Origin of the sequence: Archangium gephyra (assembly GCF_049060025.1) — a bacterium.
In the GTDB taxonomy this organism is placed as follows: domain Bacteria; phylum Myxococcota; class Myxococcia; order Myxococcales; family Myxococcaceae; genus Archangium; species Archangium gephyra_A.
This window is the reverse complement of the sequence record NZ_JBMEQQ010000002.1, coordinates 9,826,844-9,842,906: the sequence shown is the minus strand read 5'-3', so window position 1 is coordinate 9,842,906 and position 16,063 is coordinate 9,826,844. Positions and strand designations below refer to the sequence as shown.

The 16,063-nt window shown below is 70.2% G+C and carries 17 protein-coding genes; 14 read left to right on the top strand and 3 right to left on the bottom strand.

Translation table 11 applies throughout. From position 1 onward, the window contains the following. Positions 1 to 99 precede the first annotated feature (99 nt). The 11 genes from ACN28I_RS43055 to omp85 all read left to right on the top strand — a co-directional run bounded on the left by ACN28I_RS43055 (position 100) and on the right by omp85 (position 11,396). On the top strand, positions 100 to 1,803 hold the full coding sequence (locus ACN28I_RS43055; protein ID WP_420947680.1) for a GMC family oxidoreductase: 1,704 nt from the start codon (positions 100 to 102) through the stop codon (positions 1,801 to 1,803). Between the two features lie 102 nt (positions 1,804 to 1,905). Further along, the gene (locus ACN28I_RS43050) at positions 1,906 to 3,090 is read left to right on the top strand and encodes a sedoheptulose 7-phosphate cyclase (RefSeq protein WP_420947679.1); all 1,185 of its coding nucleotides are present in this window, start codon (positions 1,906 to 1,908) and stop codon (positions 3,088 to 3,090) included. Next, complete coding sequence (locus ACN28I_RS43045; protein WP_420947678.1) at positions 3,083 to 3,838, top strand: cupin domain-containing protein; 756 nt, start codon at positions 3,083 to 3,085, stop codon at positions 3,836 to 3,838. The genes ACN28I_RS43050 and ACN28I_RS43045 overlap by 8 nt, the downstream gene beginning before the upstream one ends. After that, positions 3,835 to 4,218, top strand: coding sequence for a cupin domain-containing protein (locus tag ACN28I_RS43040; RefSeq protein ID WP_420947677.1), 384 nt, complete (start codon positions 3,835 to 3,837; stop codon positions 4,216 to 4,218). The genes ACN28I_RS43045 and ACN28I_RS43040 overlap by 4 nt, the downstream gene beginning before the upstream one ends. Beyond that, complete coding sequence (locus tag ACN28I_RS43035) at positions 4,215 to 5,303, top strand: zinc-dependent alcohol dehydrogenase (RefSeq protein ID WP_420947676.1); 1,089 nt, start codon at positions 4,215 to 4,217, stop codon at positions 5,301 to 5,303. The genes ACN28I_RS43040 and ACN28I_RS43035 overlap by 4 nt, the downstream gene beginning before the upstream one ends. Then, positions 5,300 to 6,076: a cupin domain-containing protein gene (locus ACN28I_RS43030; RefSeq protein ID WP_420947675.1), complete on the top strand. Its 777-nt coding sequence runs from the start codon at positions 5,300 to 5,302 to the stop codon at positions 6,074 to 6,076. Before ACN28I_RS43035 ends, ACN28I_RS43030 begins: the two co-directional genes overlap by 4 nt. Beyond that, complete coding sequence (locus ACN28I_RS43025; RefSeq protein ID WP_420947674.1) at positions 6,073 to 6,858, top strand: SDR family oxidoreductase; 786 nt, start codon at positions 6,073 to 6,075, stop codon at positions 6,856 to 6,858. The genes ACN28I_RS43030 and ACN28I_RS43025 overlap by 4 nt, the downstream gene beginning before the upstream one ends. A 53-nt stretch (positions 6,859 to 6,911) precedes the next feature. Then, positions 6,912 to 7,469 carry a VOC family protein gene (locus tag ACN28I_RS43020; protein ID WP_420947673.1) on the top strand — a complete coding sequence of 186 codons (558 nt, stop codon included), beginning with the start codon at positions 6,912 to 6,914 and terminating at the stop codon, positions 7,467 to 7,469. Between the two features lie 78 nt (positions 7,470 to 7,547). Next, on the top strand, positions 7,548 to 8,879 hold the full coding sequence (locus ACN28I_RS43015; protein ID WP_420947672.1) for a pyridoxal phosphate-dependent decarboxylase family protein: 1,332 nt from the start codon (positions 7,548 to 7,550) through the stop codon (positions 8,877 to 8,879). Between the two features lie 4 nt (positions 8,880 to 8,883). After that, positions 8,884 to 10,020: a DUF819 family protein gene (locus ACN28I_RS43010; RefSeq protein WP_420947671.1), complete on the top strand. Its 1,137-nt coding sequence runs from the start codon at positions 8,884 to 8,886 to the stop codon at positions 10,018 to 10,020. Positions 10,021 to 10,037: 17 nt separating this feature from the next. Further along, the gene (gene omp85, locus ACN28I_RS43005) at positions 10,038 to 11,396 is read left to right on the top strand and encodes an Omp85 family outer membrane protein (protein ID WP_420947670.1); all 1,359 of its coding nucleotides are present in this window, start codon (positions 10,038 to 10,040) and stop codon (positions 11,394 to 11,396) included. Here the strand turns inward: omp85 and ACN28I_RS43000 are convergent, their stop codons facing one another. Continuing rightward, on the bottom strand, positions 11,397 to 12,011 hold the full coding sequence (locus tag ACN28I_RS43000) for a TlpA family protein disulfide reductase (protein WP_420947669.1): 615 nt from the start codon (positions 12,009 to 12,011) through the stop codon (positions 11,397 to 11,399). Next, positions 12,008 to 13,078: a CFI-box-CTERM domain-containing protein gene (locus ACN28I_RS42995; protein ID WP_420947668.1), complete on the bottom strand. Its 1,071-nt coding sequence runs from the start codon at positions 13,076 to 13,078 to the stop codon at positions 12,008 to 12,010. The genes ACN28I_RS43000 and ACN28I_RS42995 overlap by 4 nt, the downstream gene beginning before the upstream one ends. 113 nt (positions 13,079 to 13,191) lie before the next feature. Between ACN28I_RS42995 and ACN28I_RS42990 the strand changes: the two genes are divergently transcribed. The 3 genes from ACN28I_RS42990 to ACN28I_RS42980 all read left to right on the top strand — a co-directional run bounded on the left by ACN28I_RS42990 (position 13,192) and on the right by ACN28I_RS42980 (position 15,168). Next, positions 13,192 to 13,482, top strand: coding sequence for a hypothetical protein (locus tag ACN28I_RS42990; protein WP_420947667.1), 291 nt, complete (start codon positions 13,192 to 13,194; stop codon positions 13,480 to 13,482). A 147-nt stretch (positions 13,483 to 13,629) separates the two neighbouring features. Beyond that, the gene (locus ACN28I_RS42985; protein ID WP_420947666.1) at positions 13,630 to 14,751 is read left to right on the top strand and encodes a S1C family serine protease; all 1,122 of its coding nucleotides are present in this window, start codon (positions 13,630 to 13,632) and stop codon (positions 14,749 to 14,751) included. 147 nt (positions 14,752 to 14,898) lie between these two features. Then, complete coding sequence (locus ACN28I_RS42980) at positions 14,899 to 15,168, top strand: vegetative protein (protein WP_420947665.1); 270 nt, start codon at positions 14,899 to 14,901, stop codon at positions 15,166 to 15,168. On the opposite strand, the gene ACN28I_RS42975 is transcribed toward ACN28I_RS42980, so the two are convergent. Then, the gene (locus ACN28I_RS42975; protein WP_420947664.1) at positions 15,165 to 15,938 is read right to left on the bottom strand and encodes an RNA methyltransferase; all 774 of its coding nucleotides are present in this window, start codon (positions 15,936 to 15,938) and stop codon (positions 15,165 to 15,167) included. The genes ACN28I_RS42980 and ACN28I_RS42975 overlap by 4 nt on opposite strands. Positions 15,939 to 16,063: the final 125 nt, after the last annotated feature.

Genomic DNA, 16,063 nt, shown 5'->3' with positions numbered 1-16,063 from the left:
CTTTTCCCAAGGCCCTGCACCGCCTCGGCGGCTGAGCAGCCTGGCGTGGCTCACAAGAAAGGCCCTCTGACTCTCCCCCCAAGAACCCCAGGAGAGATCATGGAGCGGAATAGAAACGGCACCCTCGGGCTGCTCGTCCATCAGGTGCGCAGCGGCGAACTGGACCGGGAGGGTTTCCTCCAGGCCGCGAAGGAGGCAGGAGTCCCAGCGGAGCGCGCGGCGCTCCTGGCCGAGGACGCCCTCGCCGCCTGTGAGAACCAACGCCGGCTGCGCGAGAGCCCCCGCGAGGCCCATGACTTCATCGTCATTGGCGCGGGCTCGGCTGGTTGTGTGCTGGCCGCCAGACTGTCCGAGGACCCGGCGAATCAGGTGCTGGTCCTCGAGGCCGGTGGCCCCGGCACCCATCCGGACGTGTTCATCCCCTCGCGCTGGAAGCACCTGCTCGGCACCGAGCTGGACTGGAACTACCAGACGGTGCCCCAGCGGAACGCGGCGGACCGGATCGTCCCCTGCCCTCGCGGAAAGATGCTGGGGGGCTGTGCCAGCAACAACGCCAGCGTCTGGGTACGCGGCCACCGCGAGGACTTCGAGAGCTGGGCCGCCCAGGGAAACCCCGGCTGGGATGCCGAGACGGTCCGCCGCATCTTCAAGGAGCTGGAGGACTACTCGGGCGGCGCGGACGACTACCGGGGCACGGGCGGCCCGCTGCGCATCTCCCGGGCGGCCGACCCCCATCCCCTCGCCCATGCCTTCCTCGAGGGCGCCCGGCAGACCGGCGTGCCCACCACCCGCGACTACAACGGCGCGAACATGGAGGGCGCGGGCTTCTTCGACCTGTGCATCGCCGACGGCGAGCGCTTCAACGTGGCCCGGGGCCTGCTCTTCCCGGCCATGAGCCGGCCCAACCTGACGGTGCTCACCCACGCCGAGGTGACGCGGCTGATCTTCGAGGGCCGCCGCTGCACCGGCGTGGAGTTCCGCCATGGAGGCCAGGTGCGCCGCGTGCGCGCCACCCGCGAGGTGGTGCTGTCCGCCGGTGCCATCAACTCCCCCAAGATGTTGATGCAGTCCGGGGTGGGGCCCGCCAACGAGCTCCGGGCCCTCGGCATTCCCGTGGTGCACGATCTGCCCGGCGTGGGCCAGGAGCTGCAGGACCACATCCTGGTGGCCGGCGTCAATTACGAGAGCAGCGTTCCCCTGCCTCCGCCCCGAGGCAATGGCGCCGAGGCGACCTTGTTCTGGCGCTCGCACCCGGGGCTCTCGCGCCCCGACATCCAGCCGATCCTCCACGAGTTCCCCGTCGTCTCCCCCGAGTTCGGCCCCGTGCCGGACAACTGCTACTCCATCATCCCCGGCCTGATCCGCCCGGCCTCCCGAGGCCACCTGCGGCTCGCCTCCGCGGACCCTTCCGCCCCGCCCATCATCGACATGAACTACCTGGGCCACGAAGCGGACGTCGAGGCCCTGCGGATCGCCGTCGAGCTGAGCCGGGAGATTGGCGCCTCGCGCGCCTTCGACGGGTTCCGCAAGCGCGAGCTCATGCCAGGACCGCTCGGCCGCACCGCCATGGTGGAGTGGATCCGCAAGGCGACCACCTGCTTCTTCCACCCCACCAGCACCTGCCGCATGGGCGTGGACGAGCGCGCGGTGGTGGACCCGCGGCTGCGCGTCCATGGCCTCGAGGGCCTGCGCGTGGCGGATGCGTCGATCATGCCGGAGATCACCTCCGGCCCCACCAACGCTCCCGCCATCCTCATCGGTGAGCAGGCCTCGCGCTTCATGCTCGCGGCGCGGCACGGCTGAACGTCACATCCGCGCCCTCTCCCCTCTGTCCACACAAGCCGCGCGGCATACACGCCGGCTTCCAACCCCCCTCCATCCCCGAGCCGCAACAGGAGAGCAACCTTGAATCATGACATGTCGCGAACCTGGATTGTCAGTGCCGCCCTGCCCGTCCACTATCAGGTGCGGGTGGTCAACGGCGTGTTCGATCCCCACAACCGGGCCCTCCTGGAGGCCGGCGCCACCCAGCAGACGGGCACGCTCCGCAGGCTCGTGGTGATCGACTCCGCGGTGGACCGCCTCTACGGCGTCCAGCTCCGCCAGTACCTCCAGCACCATGGCGTGAAGCATCAGATCATCTCGCTCCCCATCTCCGAGACGGAGAAGACCATGGACTCGGTCTTCGCCGTGGTGAAGGGCATCAACGAGTTCGGCATCTCGCGCCGCCACGAGCCCATCATCGCCATCGGCGGAGGCGTCCTCATGGACATCGTCGGGCTCGCCGCGAGCCTGTACCGCCGCAGCACGCCGTATGTGCGGGTCCCCACCACGCTCATCGGCCTCGTGGACGCCGGGGTGGGCGCGAAGACGGGCGTCAATCACAGCGCGCACAAGAACCGGCTCGGCACGTACTTCCCCGCGAAGGACACGCTGCTGGACCGCTGCTTCCTGAAGACGGTGGACCGCCGGCACATCGTCAACGGCCTCGCGGAGATCCTGAAGATCGCCCTCATCAAGGACCGGGCCCTCTTCGAGCTGCTCGATCGCCACGGCCCCACGCTCATCGAGGAGCGGCTGCAAGGCAGGACGCCCGAGAGCAACCAGGCCGCCAATCAGGTCATCGAGCGGGCCATCACGGGGATGCTCGAGGAGCTGGAGCTGAACCTGTGGGAGCAGAAGCTGGAGCGCGTGGTCGACTACGGCCATTCGTTCAGCCCGACCGTCGAGATGCTGGCCCTGCCCGAGCTGCTGCACGGCGAGGCGGTGAACATCGACATGGCGCTCACCACGCTCCTCTCCGTCCAGCGCGGGCTGATCACCCCCGGGGAGAGGGATCGGATCTTCGGGCTCATGCGCAAGCTGGAGCTGCCCATCTACCACCGGCACTGCGAGCCGGAGGTGCTGGTGGAGGCCCTGGCCGACACGATCCGCCACCGCGACGGGCTCCAGCGGCTGCCGCTGGCCATGGGCATCGGCTCGGCGTGCTTCGTCAATGACGTCCGGCCGGAAGAGCTGGTCGCCGCGGCCACCACCCTCCGGGAGATGGACTCCGGCTCCGAGCTCATGCGCGAGGCCGCCAATGCGTGAGGGGTTGATCATCGGAGATCTCGAGGATCCCTCCGTCGTCTACGGAGTCCACGGCACCACCGGGCTCTCCCAGTGGAAGTGCCTGGCGCGGCGGGCCGGGTTGTTCGGCGCATGGGAGGCGATCGAGTGGGCGTGGATCCCCCCGGGCGGCATCAGCGGGGAGCACGTGCACACCCGCACCGAGGAGATCTACTTCATCCTCTCGGGCCGCGGAGAGATGACGCTCGACGACACGCCGCACGCGGTGGGCCCGGGCAGCCTCATCCTGACGGGCCTCGGCACGAAGCACGGCCTGCGCAACGTCGGCGACGAGGGCCTGGGCTGGCTGGTCATCGAAATGCCCAGTCCCGCCACCGCGGCGGCGCTGCGCGGCTCGGCGCCCCCGGGCCCCGCCCCCACCCCCCCCATGCAACGAGGAGAGAAAGACGTGACGAACGCCGTGGTGCTCAACCTGAGACAGACCTACGAAGTCGATCCCCGCGGCGTCTTCACCGGACCGCTGCGCAACATCCGCCTGGTGGACCTGAAGCCCGGACAGCAGGCGGAGCTGTCCGCGGAGGGCGTGGAGCACACCCTGTTCACGCTCCGGGGCTCCGGGGAGATCTCCTCGGGAGAGACGGCCGTTCCCATGAAGTACGGCGTCTCCGTCACGCTGCCGCTGGGGACCGGGATGACCGTCACCGCCGGAGCGGAAGGCCTGGAGTACTTCCTGGCGAGCCTCGAAGTGCCCGGAGGCGGAGCGCGATGATCATCTCCACCATCGACAGGACCTCCAGCACGCGCGAGGGCGGCGAGGAGATCCGCTGGCGCTCGCTGGCCCGGCGCGGAATGTTGCATTCCGAGTGCGAGTCCGTCGACTACGTGCGGTTGTCGCCGGGCACCGAGTTCGCCCTCCGGGGCCGCGAGGGCAGCGAGAGTGCCTGGTTCATCCTCGCGGGCTCGGGGCGGCTGCTGGAGCAGGGCTCGGAGTCCACGGGGCGTCCCCTGGGGGCCGGTGAGCTGGTGCTCGTGCCTGACGGGGCGCAGGTTCGCCTCACCAGTGGGGACGGCGGCCTGGAGCTGCTCTGGCTCGCCGTGATGCCCCGCTCCATTTCCCAATCCCTGCCCATGAGGAGGCCCGTCGTATGAGTGTGATTCGAACAGGAGCCTGGCCGGAAGGCTCGATGACGGCGGTGGCGATCACCGCACCGGGGCGTGTCGAGGTCACCCGGATTCCGATTCCGGGGCCCCGGCCGGCCGAAGTGTTGATCCGTCCCTCGTATGTCGGGCTGTGCGGCACCGACCTGGAGCTGCTGCACGGCACCGCCTCGTACCTGAAGGATGGCCGGGCGAGCTTTCCGCTGGTGTTCGGCCATGAGTGGTGTGGCCAGGTGGCCGCCGTGGGCGAGGACGTGCGGGGAATCGCGGTGGGAGACCGGGTGGTGGGCCAGACGATGGTCCCCTGCGGTCTGTGCCGGATGTGCCAGCGCGGCCAGCGGGCGCACTGCGAGCGGCTGGTGGAGGTGGGCCTCTACGGGCTGCAGGGCGCCGCGGCCGAGTACATCCGCATGCCCATGCGGTCGCTCACCGTGTTGCCGGACGCCCTTTCCGACTTGAACGCCGCCTTCATCGAGCCGGCGGTCACCGTGGTGGGTGGCTTCGACAAGGCCGGCTGCGGCCTGGAGGACGAGGTCGCGGTGGTGGGGACCGGAACCATCGGCCTGCTCGCCGTGCAGCTCGCCTCGCGGATGGGCCGGAGCGTGGATGCGATCGGCATCGATGAAGCGGGGCTGAAGCTGGCCGCCGCCTGCGGGGCCCGGCGCACGCTGCGGCCCGAGCAGGCCCGGAGCGGCTCCTACTCGCTGGTCATCGAGGCCTCCGGCTCCTCGCGGGCCTTCCTGCGCAGCGTCGAGCTCGCCGCGACGGGTGGCCGGGTGGCGGTGGTCGGCGTCGCGAACGAGCCGGTGGCCGGGTTCGTGCCCGGGGAGCTCGTCCTGCGGGGAGTCGATCTCCTCGGCATCCGGCATGGTCTGGACTACTACGACCGGACGATCCAGCTCTTCGTCGACGGCATCCTGGACGCGAAGCCGCTGGTCGCCGGAGTGCTGCCGCCCGGACAGGCCGCACACGCCTTCGAGATGCTCGAGCGTGGCCGCTCGGGTCCGCCCAAGGTGCTGCTGCGCTTCAACGACAGCCAGTCCTCGCTCGGGTCCCGGGAAGGGAGGGCGTCATGATCCGGCGCACCCTCGAGGCCTTGAGCGGGTCCTCCCGGCAGCGGACCAGCGGCGTGCAGTGGCTGGTCAACCGGGAGCTCATCCCGGAGGCGCTCGGCATGCTGATGATCCAGGAGCTGACCGAGGGATCCGGGCTGCCGGAGCACAGCCTTCCCGGGGCGGAGTCGGTCTCCTTCCTGCTGTCCGGAAAGGGCGACTGGCGCGCGGACGGGCAGACCTGGCGGCTGGCTCCCGGCGAGGGCGTGTTCAACGCGCCGGGTACCCGCCGCGCCTTCGAAGCCAGGAGCGGCGAGAACGCGGTGCTCCTGGTGGTGTACGGCGGAACCAGCGACCCGCGGGACGCGGAGCCCCACGCGGCGGATGGCGCCGGGTGCGGCTGCCGCATCTCCCGGACGGCGGACCAGGGCAGTCACAGCCCCCTGGGCGAGGCCGGTGGGTTCATCGACATGGGCGTGCACTGGCTGGCCACCAGCCAGACCGTCGGCACGCGCTCGGTGGTCGTGGCCACCTCGACGTTCACCCCCGGAGGCAGCCACCAGCTCCACCGCCACCCGAAGGCCGATGAGTTCTTCCTGGTGCTGCAAGGCGGTGGCGAACACCTCACGAAGGACGGCCCGGTGCGGTTGAACCCGGGCGACCTGGCCTACATCCCGGCCGGCGAATGGCACGGGTTCCGGACCGATCCCGGCGTCACCACCCGGACGGTCTACGGCTACCTGGGCGCGGGGAGCCTCGCCCAGGCCGGATACGAACTGCTGGAGGAAGAGACATGAAGAACGAGCGTTTCGCCATCGTGACCGGTGCCAGTTCCGGCATCGGCAAGGCCACCGCCATCGCCCTGGCCCAGAAGGGCTTCGATGTCGGGATTGGTTTCAACTCGAACGCGGAGGGAGCCCGGCAGGTCGCCGCGGAGGTGGAGGCCCACGGCGTGCGGGCGGTGACCTTCCGCATGGACCTGACGGATCCCAAGGCCGCCGCGGACGCGGTGGAGCGGGCGATCAGCGAGCTGGGCGGAGTGGACGTCTTCGTCAACAACGCCGGGGTCAACCGCCGCGCCTCGTTCCTCGAGGAGACGCCGGAGGACTGGCAGCGCATCCTCACCATCAACACCACGGGCCCCTTCCTGTGTGCCCAGGTGGCGGCACGCCGCATGGTGGCGCAGGGGCGAGGCGGGCGCATCGTCAACGTGACGTCCGTGCACGAGCTGGTGCCCATCCTGGGCGGTTCCTCCTACTGCGCCTCCAAGGGGGGACTGGGCCTGCTGACCAAGGTGATGGCCCTGGAGCTGGCCCGCCATGGCATCAGCGTCAACGCGGTCAGCCCGGGAGAGACCGCCACGCCGATGAACGGCGTCCCCGAGAGCCGTGACGCGGCGGAGCTCTCCCGGCCCGCCATCCCCATGGGACGGCCCGGGCGCTCGCGCGAGGTCGCGGCGCTCATCGCCCACCTGGCGGGACCGGACGCCGCCTACATCACGGGCGTCACCCTCACCGTCGATGGCGGCCTGCTCTTGATGAGCGCCATCGCCAACCAGGAGTACGCGGGCCGCGAGTAGTCACATCCCGTCCGTGACCCCCTCGAACCAGACACACGAAAGGACTTCCTCACATGAGCCGTACCAGCAAGGGCATTCCCGGCGCACGCAACGTCCACCACCTCGCCTATACCGTTCCCAACCTCGATCAGGCGGTCGACTTCTTCGTCAACGTCCTGGGTGCCGAGCTGCTGTACCGGATCGGCCCCGTCGAGGATCAGACGGGCGACTGGATGACCCGCCAGCTCAACGTGGACCCCCGGGCCTCGACACACATCGCCATGCTGCGCTTCGGACCCGTCAGCAACCTCGAGCTGTTCGAGTACACGGCCCCCGGCCAGCGGCAGGAGCTCCCGCGCAACAGCGACTGGGGCGGCCACCACCTGGCCATCGACGTCGAGGACGTGGATGCCGCGGTCGACTACCTCCGGTCGGTGCCCGGCGTGAAGATCCTCGGCGAGCCGCAGACCATCACCGAGGGCCCCATCGCGGGAGATCGCTGGGTCTACTTCCTGACCCCGTGGGGCATGCAGATGGAAGTCCTCCACATGCCCAAGGGAATGCCCTACGAGAAGGACACCGACGCCCGGCTGTTCGGACCGTGCGAGGCCTGGAACAGCCGGAACGAGTGAGCCGGGGCCAGGAGAAATCCCCATCGCCTTTCCCCTATAGTCCCGGGAGCCACCTTCTTCCCCCCTCCCGGAGATGCGATGTCGAAGAGCCCCCGCCTGGCTTCCCAGGGTCTGCCCCATCAAGACGTGCTCGCCCGGATGCGCGAGATGCGCACCGAGGACGCGCGCTGGCAGGAGGGACGGACGTGGAGCCTCGTCTACAACGCGGGCGAGGACATCCGCCGCGTGGCCGCCGAGGCGTACACCGAGTTCATGTCCGAGAACGGCCTCAGCCCTCTGGCCTTCCCCAGCCTGAGGCGCTTCGAGGCCGAGGTGCTCGCCATCGCGGCGGAACTCTTCCACGGCCCCACCGCCGCCGGAACGATGACGTCCGGAGGCACCGAGTCCATCCTCATGGCCGTCAAGACGGCCCGTGACTTCGCCCGCGCCGAGCGCGGCATCACCGAGCCGGAGATGGTGCTGCCCGCCTCCGTCCACCCCGCCTTCCAGAAGGCCGCCCACTACTTCGGGGTGAAGCCCATCAACGTCCCCGTCGCGGCCGACTTCCGCGCGGACGTGGCCGCCATGCGCGCCGCCGTCGGCCCTCGCACCGTGCTCGTCGTGGGCTCGGCGCCGTCCTACCCGCACGGGGTGATGGACCCCATCTCCGAGCTCGCCGCCATGGCCCAGGAGAAGGGTGTCCTCTTCCACGTGGATGCCTGCCTCGGTGGCTTCCTGCTGCCCTTCGCGAAGCGGCTCGGCCACGACATCCCCGACTTCGACTTCGCCGTGCCCGGCGTCACCAGTCTGTCGGCGGACCTGCACAAGTACGGCTACGCCGCCAAGGGCGCCTCCATCGTCCTCTACCGCACCCCCGAGCTGCGCCGGCACCAGTTCTTCACCTATGCCGGTTGGAGCGGCGGCATCTACGCCTCGCCCTCCATGGCCGGTACCCGCCCCGGTGGCGCCATCGCCGCGGCCTGGGCCATCCTCAAGTACCTCGGCGAGGAGGGCTACCTGCGGCTGGCCCGCACGGTGCTCGACACCTCGAAGGCCCTGCGAGAGGGCATCGCCGCCGTGCCCGGGCTCGAGCTGCTCGGCAAGCCTCCGCTCAGCGTCTTCGCCTTCACCTCGGACACCCTGGACGTCTACGCACTCGGTGATGCCATGGAGGCGCGCGGCTGGAAGCTGGATCGGCAGATGATGCCTCCCGCGCTGCACCTCATGGTGACGCCCGCCCATGCGGCGGTGGTGGAGCCCTTCCTCGCGGACCTGCGCGCGTGCGCCGCCAGCCTCGCCTCCGGTGAGCCCGCCCCGGATGGCAGCGCCGCCATGTACGGCATGCTCGGCGCCCTCCCCGATCCCAAGGACGCCGAGGGGTTCATCCTCCAGTTCATGGACGGGCTGTACGACGTCTCCGAGCAGGAGTGAGCCCATGACCTCGACGGGGCTCTTCCAGGTACTCGCGCTCGTGGGCTTCCCAGGGCTCTCCCTGCTCGCCGCGCGCCACCTCAAGCCCGTGGCCTGGGTGGGCCCCGTGGTGGTCTGCTACGCCTTCGGCATCATCCTCGGCAACATCCCGGGGCTGGGGCTGCGGGAGCCCCTGAGCATCTCGGTGAGCGGGGCCGCCGTGTTCCTCGCCATTCCCCTGCTGCTCTTCACCACGGACGTCCCCCGGTGGCTGCGGCTCGCGCGGCCCACGCTGCTGTCCTTCGGCCTGGCGTGCCTGTCCGCCATGGTGAGCGCCTCGCTCGTGGGCCTCGCCCTCTCGGACCGCTCGGACGAGTGGTGGAAGATGTCCGGCATGCTCGTGGGCGTCTACACGGGCGGCACCGCCAACATGAACGCCATCGGGCTGGCGCTCCGGGTCCGCGATGAGACCCTCATCCTCCTCAACACCGCGGACATCGTCGTCGGCTCCGCCTACCTCCTCTTCCTGATGACGGTGGCCCAGCGGTTCGCCCTCCTCTTCCTGCCGCGCTTCCCGAATGCCACCGGCTGGGATGACGACGAGGCACAGCGAGCACGGGAAGCCTCCGGCTTCACCTGGAGCCGGGCACGCGGCATGGGGAAGGCGTTCCTCCTCGCCGTGCTCATCGCGGGTGTGTCCGCGGGAGCGACTTCCCTGGTGTTCGGCGGGCTGGAGCTCCCCGTGGTCCTGCTGCTCATCACCTCGCTGAGCCTGGCCGCGTCCTTCGTGCCCTCGGTGCGCCACCTGCCGGGCAGCTATGAGATGGGAGACTACGCACTGCTCGTCTTCTGCGTGGCCATTGGCACGCTCGCGGACGCGAGCCGCCTGCGGGACACCGGCCTCTTCGCCTTCGCCTTCTGCGCCGGCGTGGTGGTGCTCGCCGTGGGGATGCACTTCGCCCTCGCCGCCCTCTTCCGCATCGACGCGGACACCGTCCTCATCACCTCCACCGCCACCATCTTCGGCCCTCCCTTCATCGGCCCCGTGGCACGCGCCCTGCGCAACCGCGAGCTCATGGTGTCCGGTCTCACCACCGGCATCATGGGCTACGCCGTGGGCACCTATCTCGGACTCGCCGTGGCCTGGCTGCTGCGGCCCTGACGTACCTGGAGTCTTCCATGCATCCGACTCGCACGACGTGGGCAGTGGTGCTCTCCGCCGCGCTGGCCTCCGCCCCCACGTGGGCAGAGGAGGCCCCCAAGGAAGCCCTCGCGGCCCCCGGCCCCGAGCCCGTGCCAGCAGCAGCGCCAGCGCCCGCGCCCCGGACGGGCTGGGGCGTGCAGGGCCTGCCGCTGGTCAACTTCAACAGCGACGAGGGGTTTGGTTACGGCGCGCGGTTGATGGTGGTGGACTCGGGCGACGGCACGCAGCGGCCCTACCGTCTGGCCTTCGTGGCGCAGTTCTTCCAGACGACGAATGGGGTGGGCATGCACCGCCTCATCGTGGATGCGCCCTCCTTCCTGTCGTCCCCCTGGCGCCTCGGAGTGGACGTCAGCCTGCTCAACGACCGCTTCTCTCCGTACTACGGCCTGGGGAGCGCCGCGGGGTACGAGCCCGCCTTCGCCGCGTGCGAGGACCGGGGAGCGCTGGAGTCCGACCCGAACGCCTGCCCGGGCAACCCGGACTTCCGAGGCCTGCGCTACTACACCTTCGAGCAGCGCTCCCTGCCGAGCGTGATGTTGAACGTGCGCCGGCCCCTGATCGGCCCCTGGCAGGTCGCGCTGGGCTATCGCTTCCGCCTCACCACGGTGCAGACGCGTTACGGCGCGGACGACCTGGGACAGGCGCGCGACTCGCGGCTGGTGGAGGACGCCCGCGCGGGATTGCTCACCGGGTTGAGGGGGGAGCCGGATGCGCCCGCCTCCTTCCGCACGGCCGAGGTGACCGCGGGCCTGCTGTTGGATCTGCGCGACAACGAGCCGGCACCCGTGCGCGGCATGTTCCACGAGCTCTCGCTGCGCGGGGCCACCGGCGCGACGGGCAGCGCCTTCTCCTACTGGGGCGCCACGGCCAACCTGCGCTTCTACCACCCCGTGGTGGACGACCGGCTCGTCGCCGCCCTGCGCCTCTTCGTCGATGTCATGGGCGGGGATGTCCCCTTCTTCCTCCTCTCCTCCTTCAGCGGCGTGGAGTGGCGCGAGGGCTGGGGCGGCATCGGCGGCGTCTACACCGCCCGCGGCATCCTCAAGAACCGCCTCCAGGGACAGGTGAAGGCGCTGGCCAACGGGGAGCTGCGCTGGCGCTTCCTCTCGGTGGCACCGTGGAACCAGCGGCTCGACTTCACCCTCGTCGGCTTCCTCGACGCCGGACAGGCCTGGGCCGACCTGCGCTTCCTCGACACCGGGCTCCCGCGCTACGCGGGCGGGGGTGGGCTGCGCATCGCCTGGGAGGACAACTTCATCCTCCGGCTCGACTACGGCGTCAGCCCCAGCGACGGCACCTCGGGCTTCTACCTGGACTTCAACCACCTGTTCTGATCACTGCTCCAGTGCCCGTTCGATCCGCGCCCGCAGCGCGTCCTCCGAGAGGGCTCCGCGCTGCGCGTCCACCACCCGCCCCTCCCGATCCAGGAAGTAGAGCGTCGGCAACGCCGTGACCTGGAACGCCGCCGCCATCTCGTCCGGCGCATACACCACGTACGGCGCCAGCTCCGGCATCCGGCTGATCACGAACTCCTCGACGAACAGCGGCGCATCCGGCATCTCGTCCCGGCTCGCCGCCACGAAGACCAGCCCCTTCGACTCGTACTCCTTCGCCAGCTTGATGAGATGGGGCATCTCTGCCTGGCACGGCGGGCACCACGTCGCCCAGAAGTCCAGCATCACCACCTTGCCCCGCAGATCCGACAGCGACAGCTTCTTGCCGTCGTACGTCTGCATCGGCATGGACGGCGCCGTCGTCCCGTCCGACGCCAGCCGCGCCCTCAGCGCCTCCTGCACGCCCAGGTACCCCAGCCCCGCAAGGCCCAGCAGCGCCGTCACCACCAGCAGCACCTTGCTCCACCCCTGCCGCTCGGGCCCCTGCCCGCCTCCAGCGCCCGCCTGCTCCGGCCCCGGCTGCCCTCCGGCGTCTCCGTTCCGCTGCTCCGTCACGTGCCTGCGCTCCTCGTCGTCTTCAGCACCCGGTGCACCTGCTTCAGCACCCCACGCACCCCTCGCCTCACCCCCGGCCTCCTCACCACCCACTCCGCCACCCCTGGCCCATACCGGTAGTAGACCCGGATGAATTCCCGCCCCAGCCCGTGGCGCCGCAGAACCTCGTCACGGAACTCCCGGAACGCCACCAGCTCCGGTGCCCCCTCCCCGAACGCCGCCGTCACCACGAAGCACCCGCCCGCCGGCGAAATCCACATCAGCCGGTTGTTCGTCAGGTTCAACACCACCTTCAGCTCGCGCGCCTCGGTGTACAGGAAGACCAGCAGGTCCCTCCTCGCCACCGGGAACTCCTCGCCGCTCGCCTCCTCGAACTCGATGCGCGAGCTGCCCGAGCCCCTCACCTCGTCCACCGTGAAGAAGTAGCGCCGCGAGCTGCTCTTGTGCTCGATCTCCAGCCCGCGCAGCTCGCCGAAGTACGCGAGGAAGGGCGTGCCGCAGGCCGGGCACACGTAGCGCCGCGTCCCCGGCCCCGGCACGTATCCGTAGTCGTTGATGCGCTTGCAGCCCGTGTTGGGGCAGATGAGCTTCACCTGCGCCACCGACTCCTGCCGCGGGTCGTACCGCGAGGCCCCCGATGTCCGGTCATACACCGGCTCGAGCACCGTCTCCTTCGACCCGATCGCCCGCGTGGGGTGCGCCAGGCGCTCCAGCTCCACCGCCCGCCGCCACGCCTCCTCCGCCTGCACCAACCGCCCGCCCACCGTGTGGCACAGCGCCTCGCCGTGCGCCTTCAGCGCCGCGAGGATCCGCTCCGTGGCCTCCCAGTGCCCCGCCTCGCGCGCCACCGCCAGCGCCTGCGCCAGCACCTTCTCCATGTCCGGCAACAGCGCCTCGGCCGCCTTCCGGGCCGGATCCTCCGCCCGGTGGTACACCGGTGGCTCCGGAATCCGGGCGAACAGCGCCAGGGCCTGCGCGCGCAACTGCTCCTGCGCTTCCTGCGCTCGCGGGAGGGAGATCGTCGCCGCACGCTGCTGGGCGGCCTGGAAGAGCTCGTCGGGCTGCAAGGCCGCGCACATTAGAGTCCCCCCCGCCCGCTGTCAGCGCTCTTCCCCTCCTCCTGCCAGAAACTGGCCGACTCCCCCGCCCCCGTGTAAGAGGGAGTAGGAGGATGTGAACCATGGGCTTCTTGAAGTTCCTGGTATGGACGGGCTGTGCGGTAGGACTCGGAGTCTTCCTGGCGATCGGAGAGATCGATGGGCGGCCGCCGATGGAGTACGTGCAGCGGGAGTGGAAGCGCCACGTCCAGCCGGCGAAGGTGGAGCGGGTGAAGGGCGAGCTGCGCGACGCGCTCGACGAGGCCAAGGACGCCGTCAACCGGACGACGAAACAGGCCGCCGCGGCGCCGCGGGAGCGCATCACCAACGAGGACCGGGCGGCGATCGACCGCATCATCGCCCAGAAGAAGTAGGGTTCCCTACCCTTGCCGACCGCCCCGCTTCCCCTCCGGTCCCCCCCTCCCTAGCTTCTTCCGAGGGCGGGCGGGGTCGGAGGCGGGACGATGACAGGTGGACGGTGGTGGAGGGGTGTCTCGCTGGCAACAGCGTTGTGCTGCGCCGTGGGTGCGCCGGCCTGGGGCGCGAAGCGGGGTGAGCCCGAGCGGCTGTGGGTGGAAGCGCAGCAGCGCTCCGTCCGCGAGGAGCGCTCGGCGCTGAGCCAGGTCGCCCGCTCGGCCATGCCCGCGGTGGTGTCCATCACCACGACGCAGCCGGGCACCAACGCCGAGGGCGAGCAGCAGAAGGGCATCGGCTCGGGCGTCATCATCCATCCGGACGGCTACATCCTCACCAGCGCCCACGTGATTGAGGGCGCGGAAGGCATCTCCATCTCGGTGCTCTCCGAGCGGGGCTACCCCGAGGAGTACCCCGCCGAGCTGGTGGGTGAGGACGAGCGCACGGACTTCGCGCTGCTGAAGATCGACGCGGGCCGCAAGCTGCCGGTGCTGAAGCTGGCGTCGGCCTCGCGGGTGGACGTGGGCGACTGGGTGGTGGTGATCGGCAACCCCTTCGGGCTGACGCACTCGGTGACGGCGGGCGTGGTGAGCGCCAAGGGCCGCACGGACGTGACGCCCAACGGCCGCGACGGGGATTTCGACTACATGCAGGTGGACGCCTCCATCAACCCGGGCAACTCGGGCGGGCCGGTGCTGGACGTGCACGGGGACGTGGTGGCCATCGCCAACGCCGTCAACGTGGCGGGCCAGGGCATCGGCTTCGCCATCCCGGTGGACATCGCCAAGGCGGTGGTGCCGCACCTGCAGAAGTACGGGCGCGTGCGCCGCGGGTGGATGGGCGTGTCCGTGCTGGACTGCACCCCGGACGCCATCGAGGCCTACGGGCTGGCGCGCACCCGGGGCGTGGTGGTCTCGGAGGTGACGGATGGGGGCCCCGCCTCGCGTGCCGGACTGCAGGTGGGCGACGTCATCGAGGGCCTGGACACCTCGAAGGTGGACCGTGCCGCCCGGCTGCGCTGGCAGGTGGCCTCCCGGGGGGTGGGCCGCAGCGTGATGCTCCGCGTGCGCCGCGGGGAGCGGCCCCTGAAACTGAGGGTGAAGCTCGAGGAGCTCCCCGGCGAGGCCCTGGAGCTCGCCCCTACCCTCGCGGCGCCCTCGAAGGGGACCCCCCCGGGGGAGGAGCCGGGAATGGGGGGCAGCGGACGCCCGGACGCTCCCTCGCCCTGAACCGGAAAACGGGGGATGCGCCCGCATCCCCGCCTGCCTCCTTGCGTTCCGATACGGCCAGCGCTACAGACAGCGCCTTTGCATGTACGCCCCGCGGGTTCCCCATGGTGACGCGAGGCACCGTTATCGAAACACAGGAGCATTTCCATGGCTGAAGCACAGAAGACGACCTTGAAGAACTGGCCGCGCGTGGCCAAGGCCGGTGGCAAGAAGGCCTGCAGCGTCGAGGGTTGCAAGCGTCCCTACCGCGCCAAGAGCTACTGCTTCTTCCACTTCAAGAAGTGGCGGCAGGGTGAGCTCCCCCACTCGCGTTACCGCACCTGCTCCAAGCCGGACTGCCGCGTGAAGACGTCCAAGGCCGGTCTGTGCGAGAAGCACTACGCCGAGACGTACAAGAAGGCCGACGCCGCCGCCTAGCCGTTCTGGCCGGGGCCTCGCGAGGGCGCTCCCTTCCCGGGAGTGCCCTTGCCCCCGCCCATCGCTCGTCCCACGTGCTTGAAGGCCGTGAGCCACAGCTCCGCCTCGCGCTGGGTGAGTTCCGCACGCAGCAGACTCCGCTCCAGCTCCATCAGGATGTGCTCCGGCGCCTGCGGGTTGAGGAACTGCGCCTCCAGCATCACCTGGCGCATCCGCTCGCCCAGCGCGCGCACCGTCCCCATCTTCGCACCCTCGTGCTCCGGGGCCACCGGCGCCACCGCCTCCGCGGGCTTCCGGCCCTCGCGCGAGCACAGGTAGAGCAGCACCGCCGTCGCCTGCGCCAGGTTCATGGACGGCTGCACCTCGCTGGTGGGGATGACGAGGAAGTCCGTGCAGAAGGCCAGCTCCTCGTTGGACAGCCCCCGCTGCTCGCCGCCCATCACCAGCGCCACCCTCCCCCGCCGGCTCTGATCCGCCAGCCGCGCCGCCGCCTCCTCGGGGGTGAGCGCCGAGCGCCCCTCGATCTGGGTGCGAGAAGTGGTGCCAACTGCGTACACGCAGTCCTTGAGGGCCTCGGGGAGGTTCCGGGCCACGGCCATGGCGTCCAGGACGGAGTCGCTTTTGACGGCGAGCCGCTCGGCCGCTCGGAAGGCGTAGGTGGCGGGGTCGGAGAGGATGAGGCGGGAAAAGCCGAAATTGGCCATCACCCGGGCCACGGCCCCCAGGTTGTCCGGTGATCGCGTCTGGTGGAGGACGACGGTCAAGTTCACAGCGGGAAGCATGCCTCCGAGTTTAGCTTTCCGTGTCAGACCCGCATCGGTATATTCCCGGGTGATGCGTCGCTGGGTCGCAAGCCTACTCCTCTCCCTCGTAACCCTGACCGGTTGTGGCGTCG

What these genes read in the sequence shown, in the direction of transcription:
- ACN28I_RS43055 (WP_420947680.1), top strand. Translation starts at nt 100, where the DNA reads ATGGAGCGGAATAGAAACGGCACCCTCGGGCTGCTCGTCCATCAGGTG.
- ACN28I_RS43045 (WP_420947678.1), top strand. Translation starts at nt 3,083, where the DNA reads ATGCGTGAGGGGTTGATCATCGGAGATCTCGAGGATCCCTCCGTCGTC.
- ACN28I_RS43040 (WP_420947677.1), top strand. Translation starts at nt 3,835, where the DNA reads ATGATCATCTCCACCATCGACAGGACCTCCAGCACGCGCGAGGGCGGC.
- ACN28I_RS43035 (WP_420947676.1), top strand. Translation starts at nt 4,215, where the DNA reads ATGAGTGTGATTCGAACAGGAGCCTGGCCGGAAGGCTCGATGACGGCG.
- ACN28I_RS43030 (WP_420947675.1), top strand. Translation starts at nt 5,300, where the DNA reads ATGATCCGGCGCACCCTCGAGGCCTTGAGCGGGTCCTCCCGGCAGCGG.
- ACN28I_RS43025 (WP_420947674.1), top strand. Translation starts at nt 6,073, where the DNA reads ATGAAGAACGAGCGTTTCGCCATCGTGACCGGTGCCAGTTCCGGCATC.
- ACN28I_RS43020 (WP_420947673.1), top strand. Translation starts at nt 6,912, where the DNA reads ATGAGCCGTACCAGCAAGGGCATTCCCGGCGCACGCAACGTCCACCAC.
- ACN28I_RS43015 (WP_420947672.1), top strand. Translation starts at nt 7,548, where the DNA reads ATGTCGAAGAGCCCCCGCCTGGCTTCCCAGGGTCTGCCCCATCAAGAC.
- ACN28I_RS43010 (WP_420947671.1), top strand. Translation starts at nt 8,884, where the DNA reads ATGACCTCGACGGGGCTCTTCCAGGTACTCGCGCTCGTGGGCTTCCCA.
- omp85 (WP_420947670.1), top strand. Translation starts at nt 10,038, where the DNA reads ATGCATCCGACTCGCACGACGTGGGCAGTGGTGCTCTCCGCCGCGCTG.
- ACN28I_RS42990 (WP_420947667.1), top strand. Translation starts at nt 13,192, where the DNA reads ATGGGCTTCTTGAAGTTCCTGGTATGGACGGGCTGTGCGGTAGGACTC.
- ACN28I_RS42980 (WP_420947665.1), top strand. Translation starts at nt 14,899, where the DNA reads ATGGCTGAAGCACAGAAGACGACCTTGAAGAACTGGCCGCGCGTGGCC.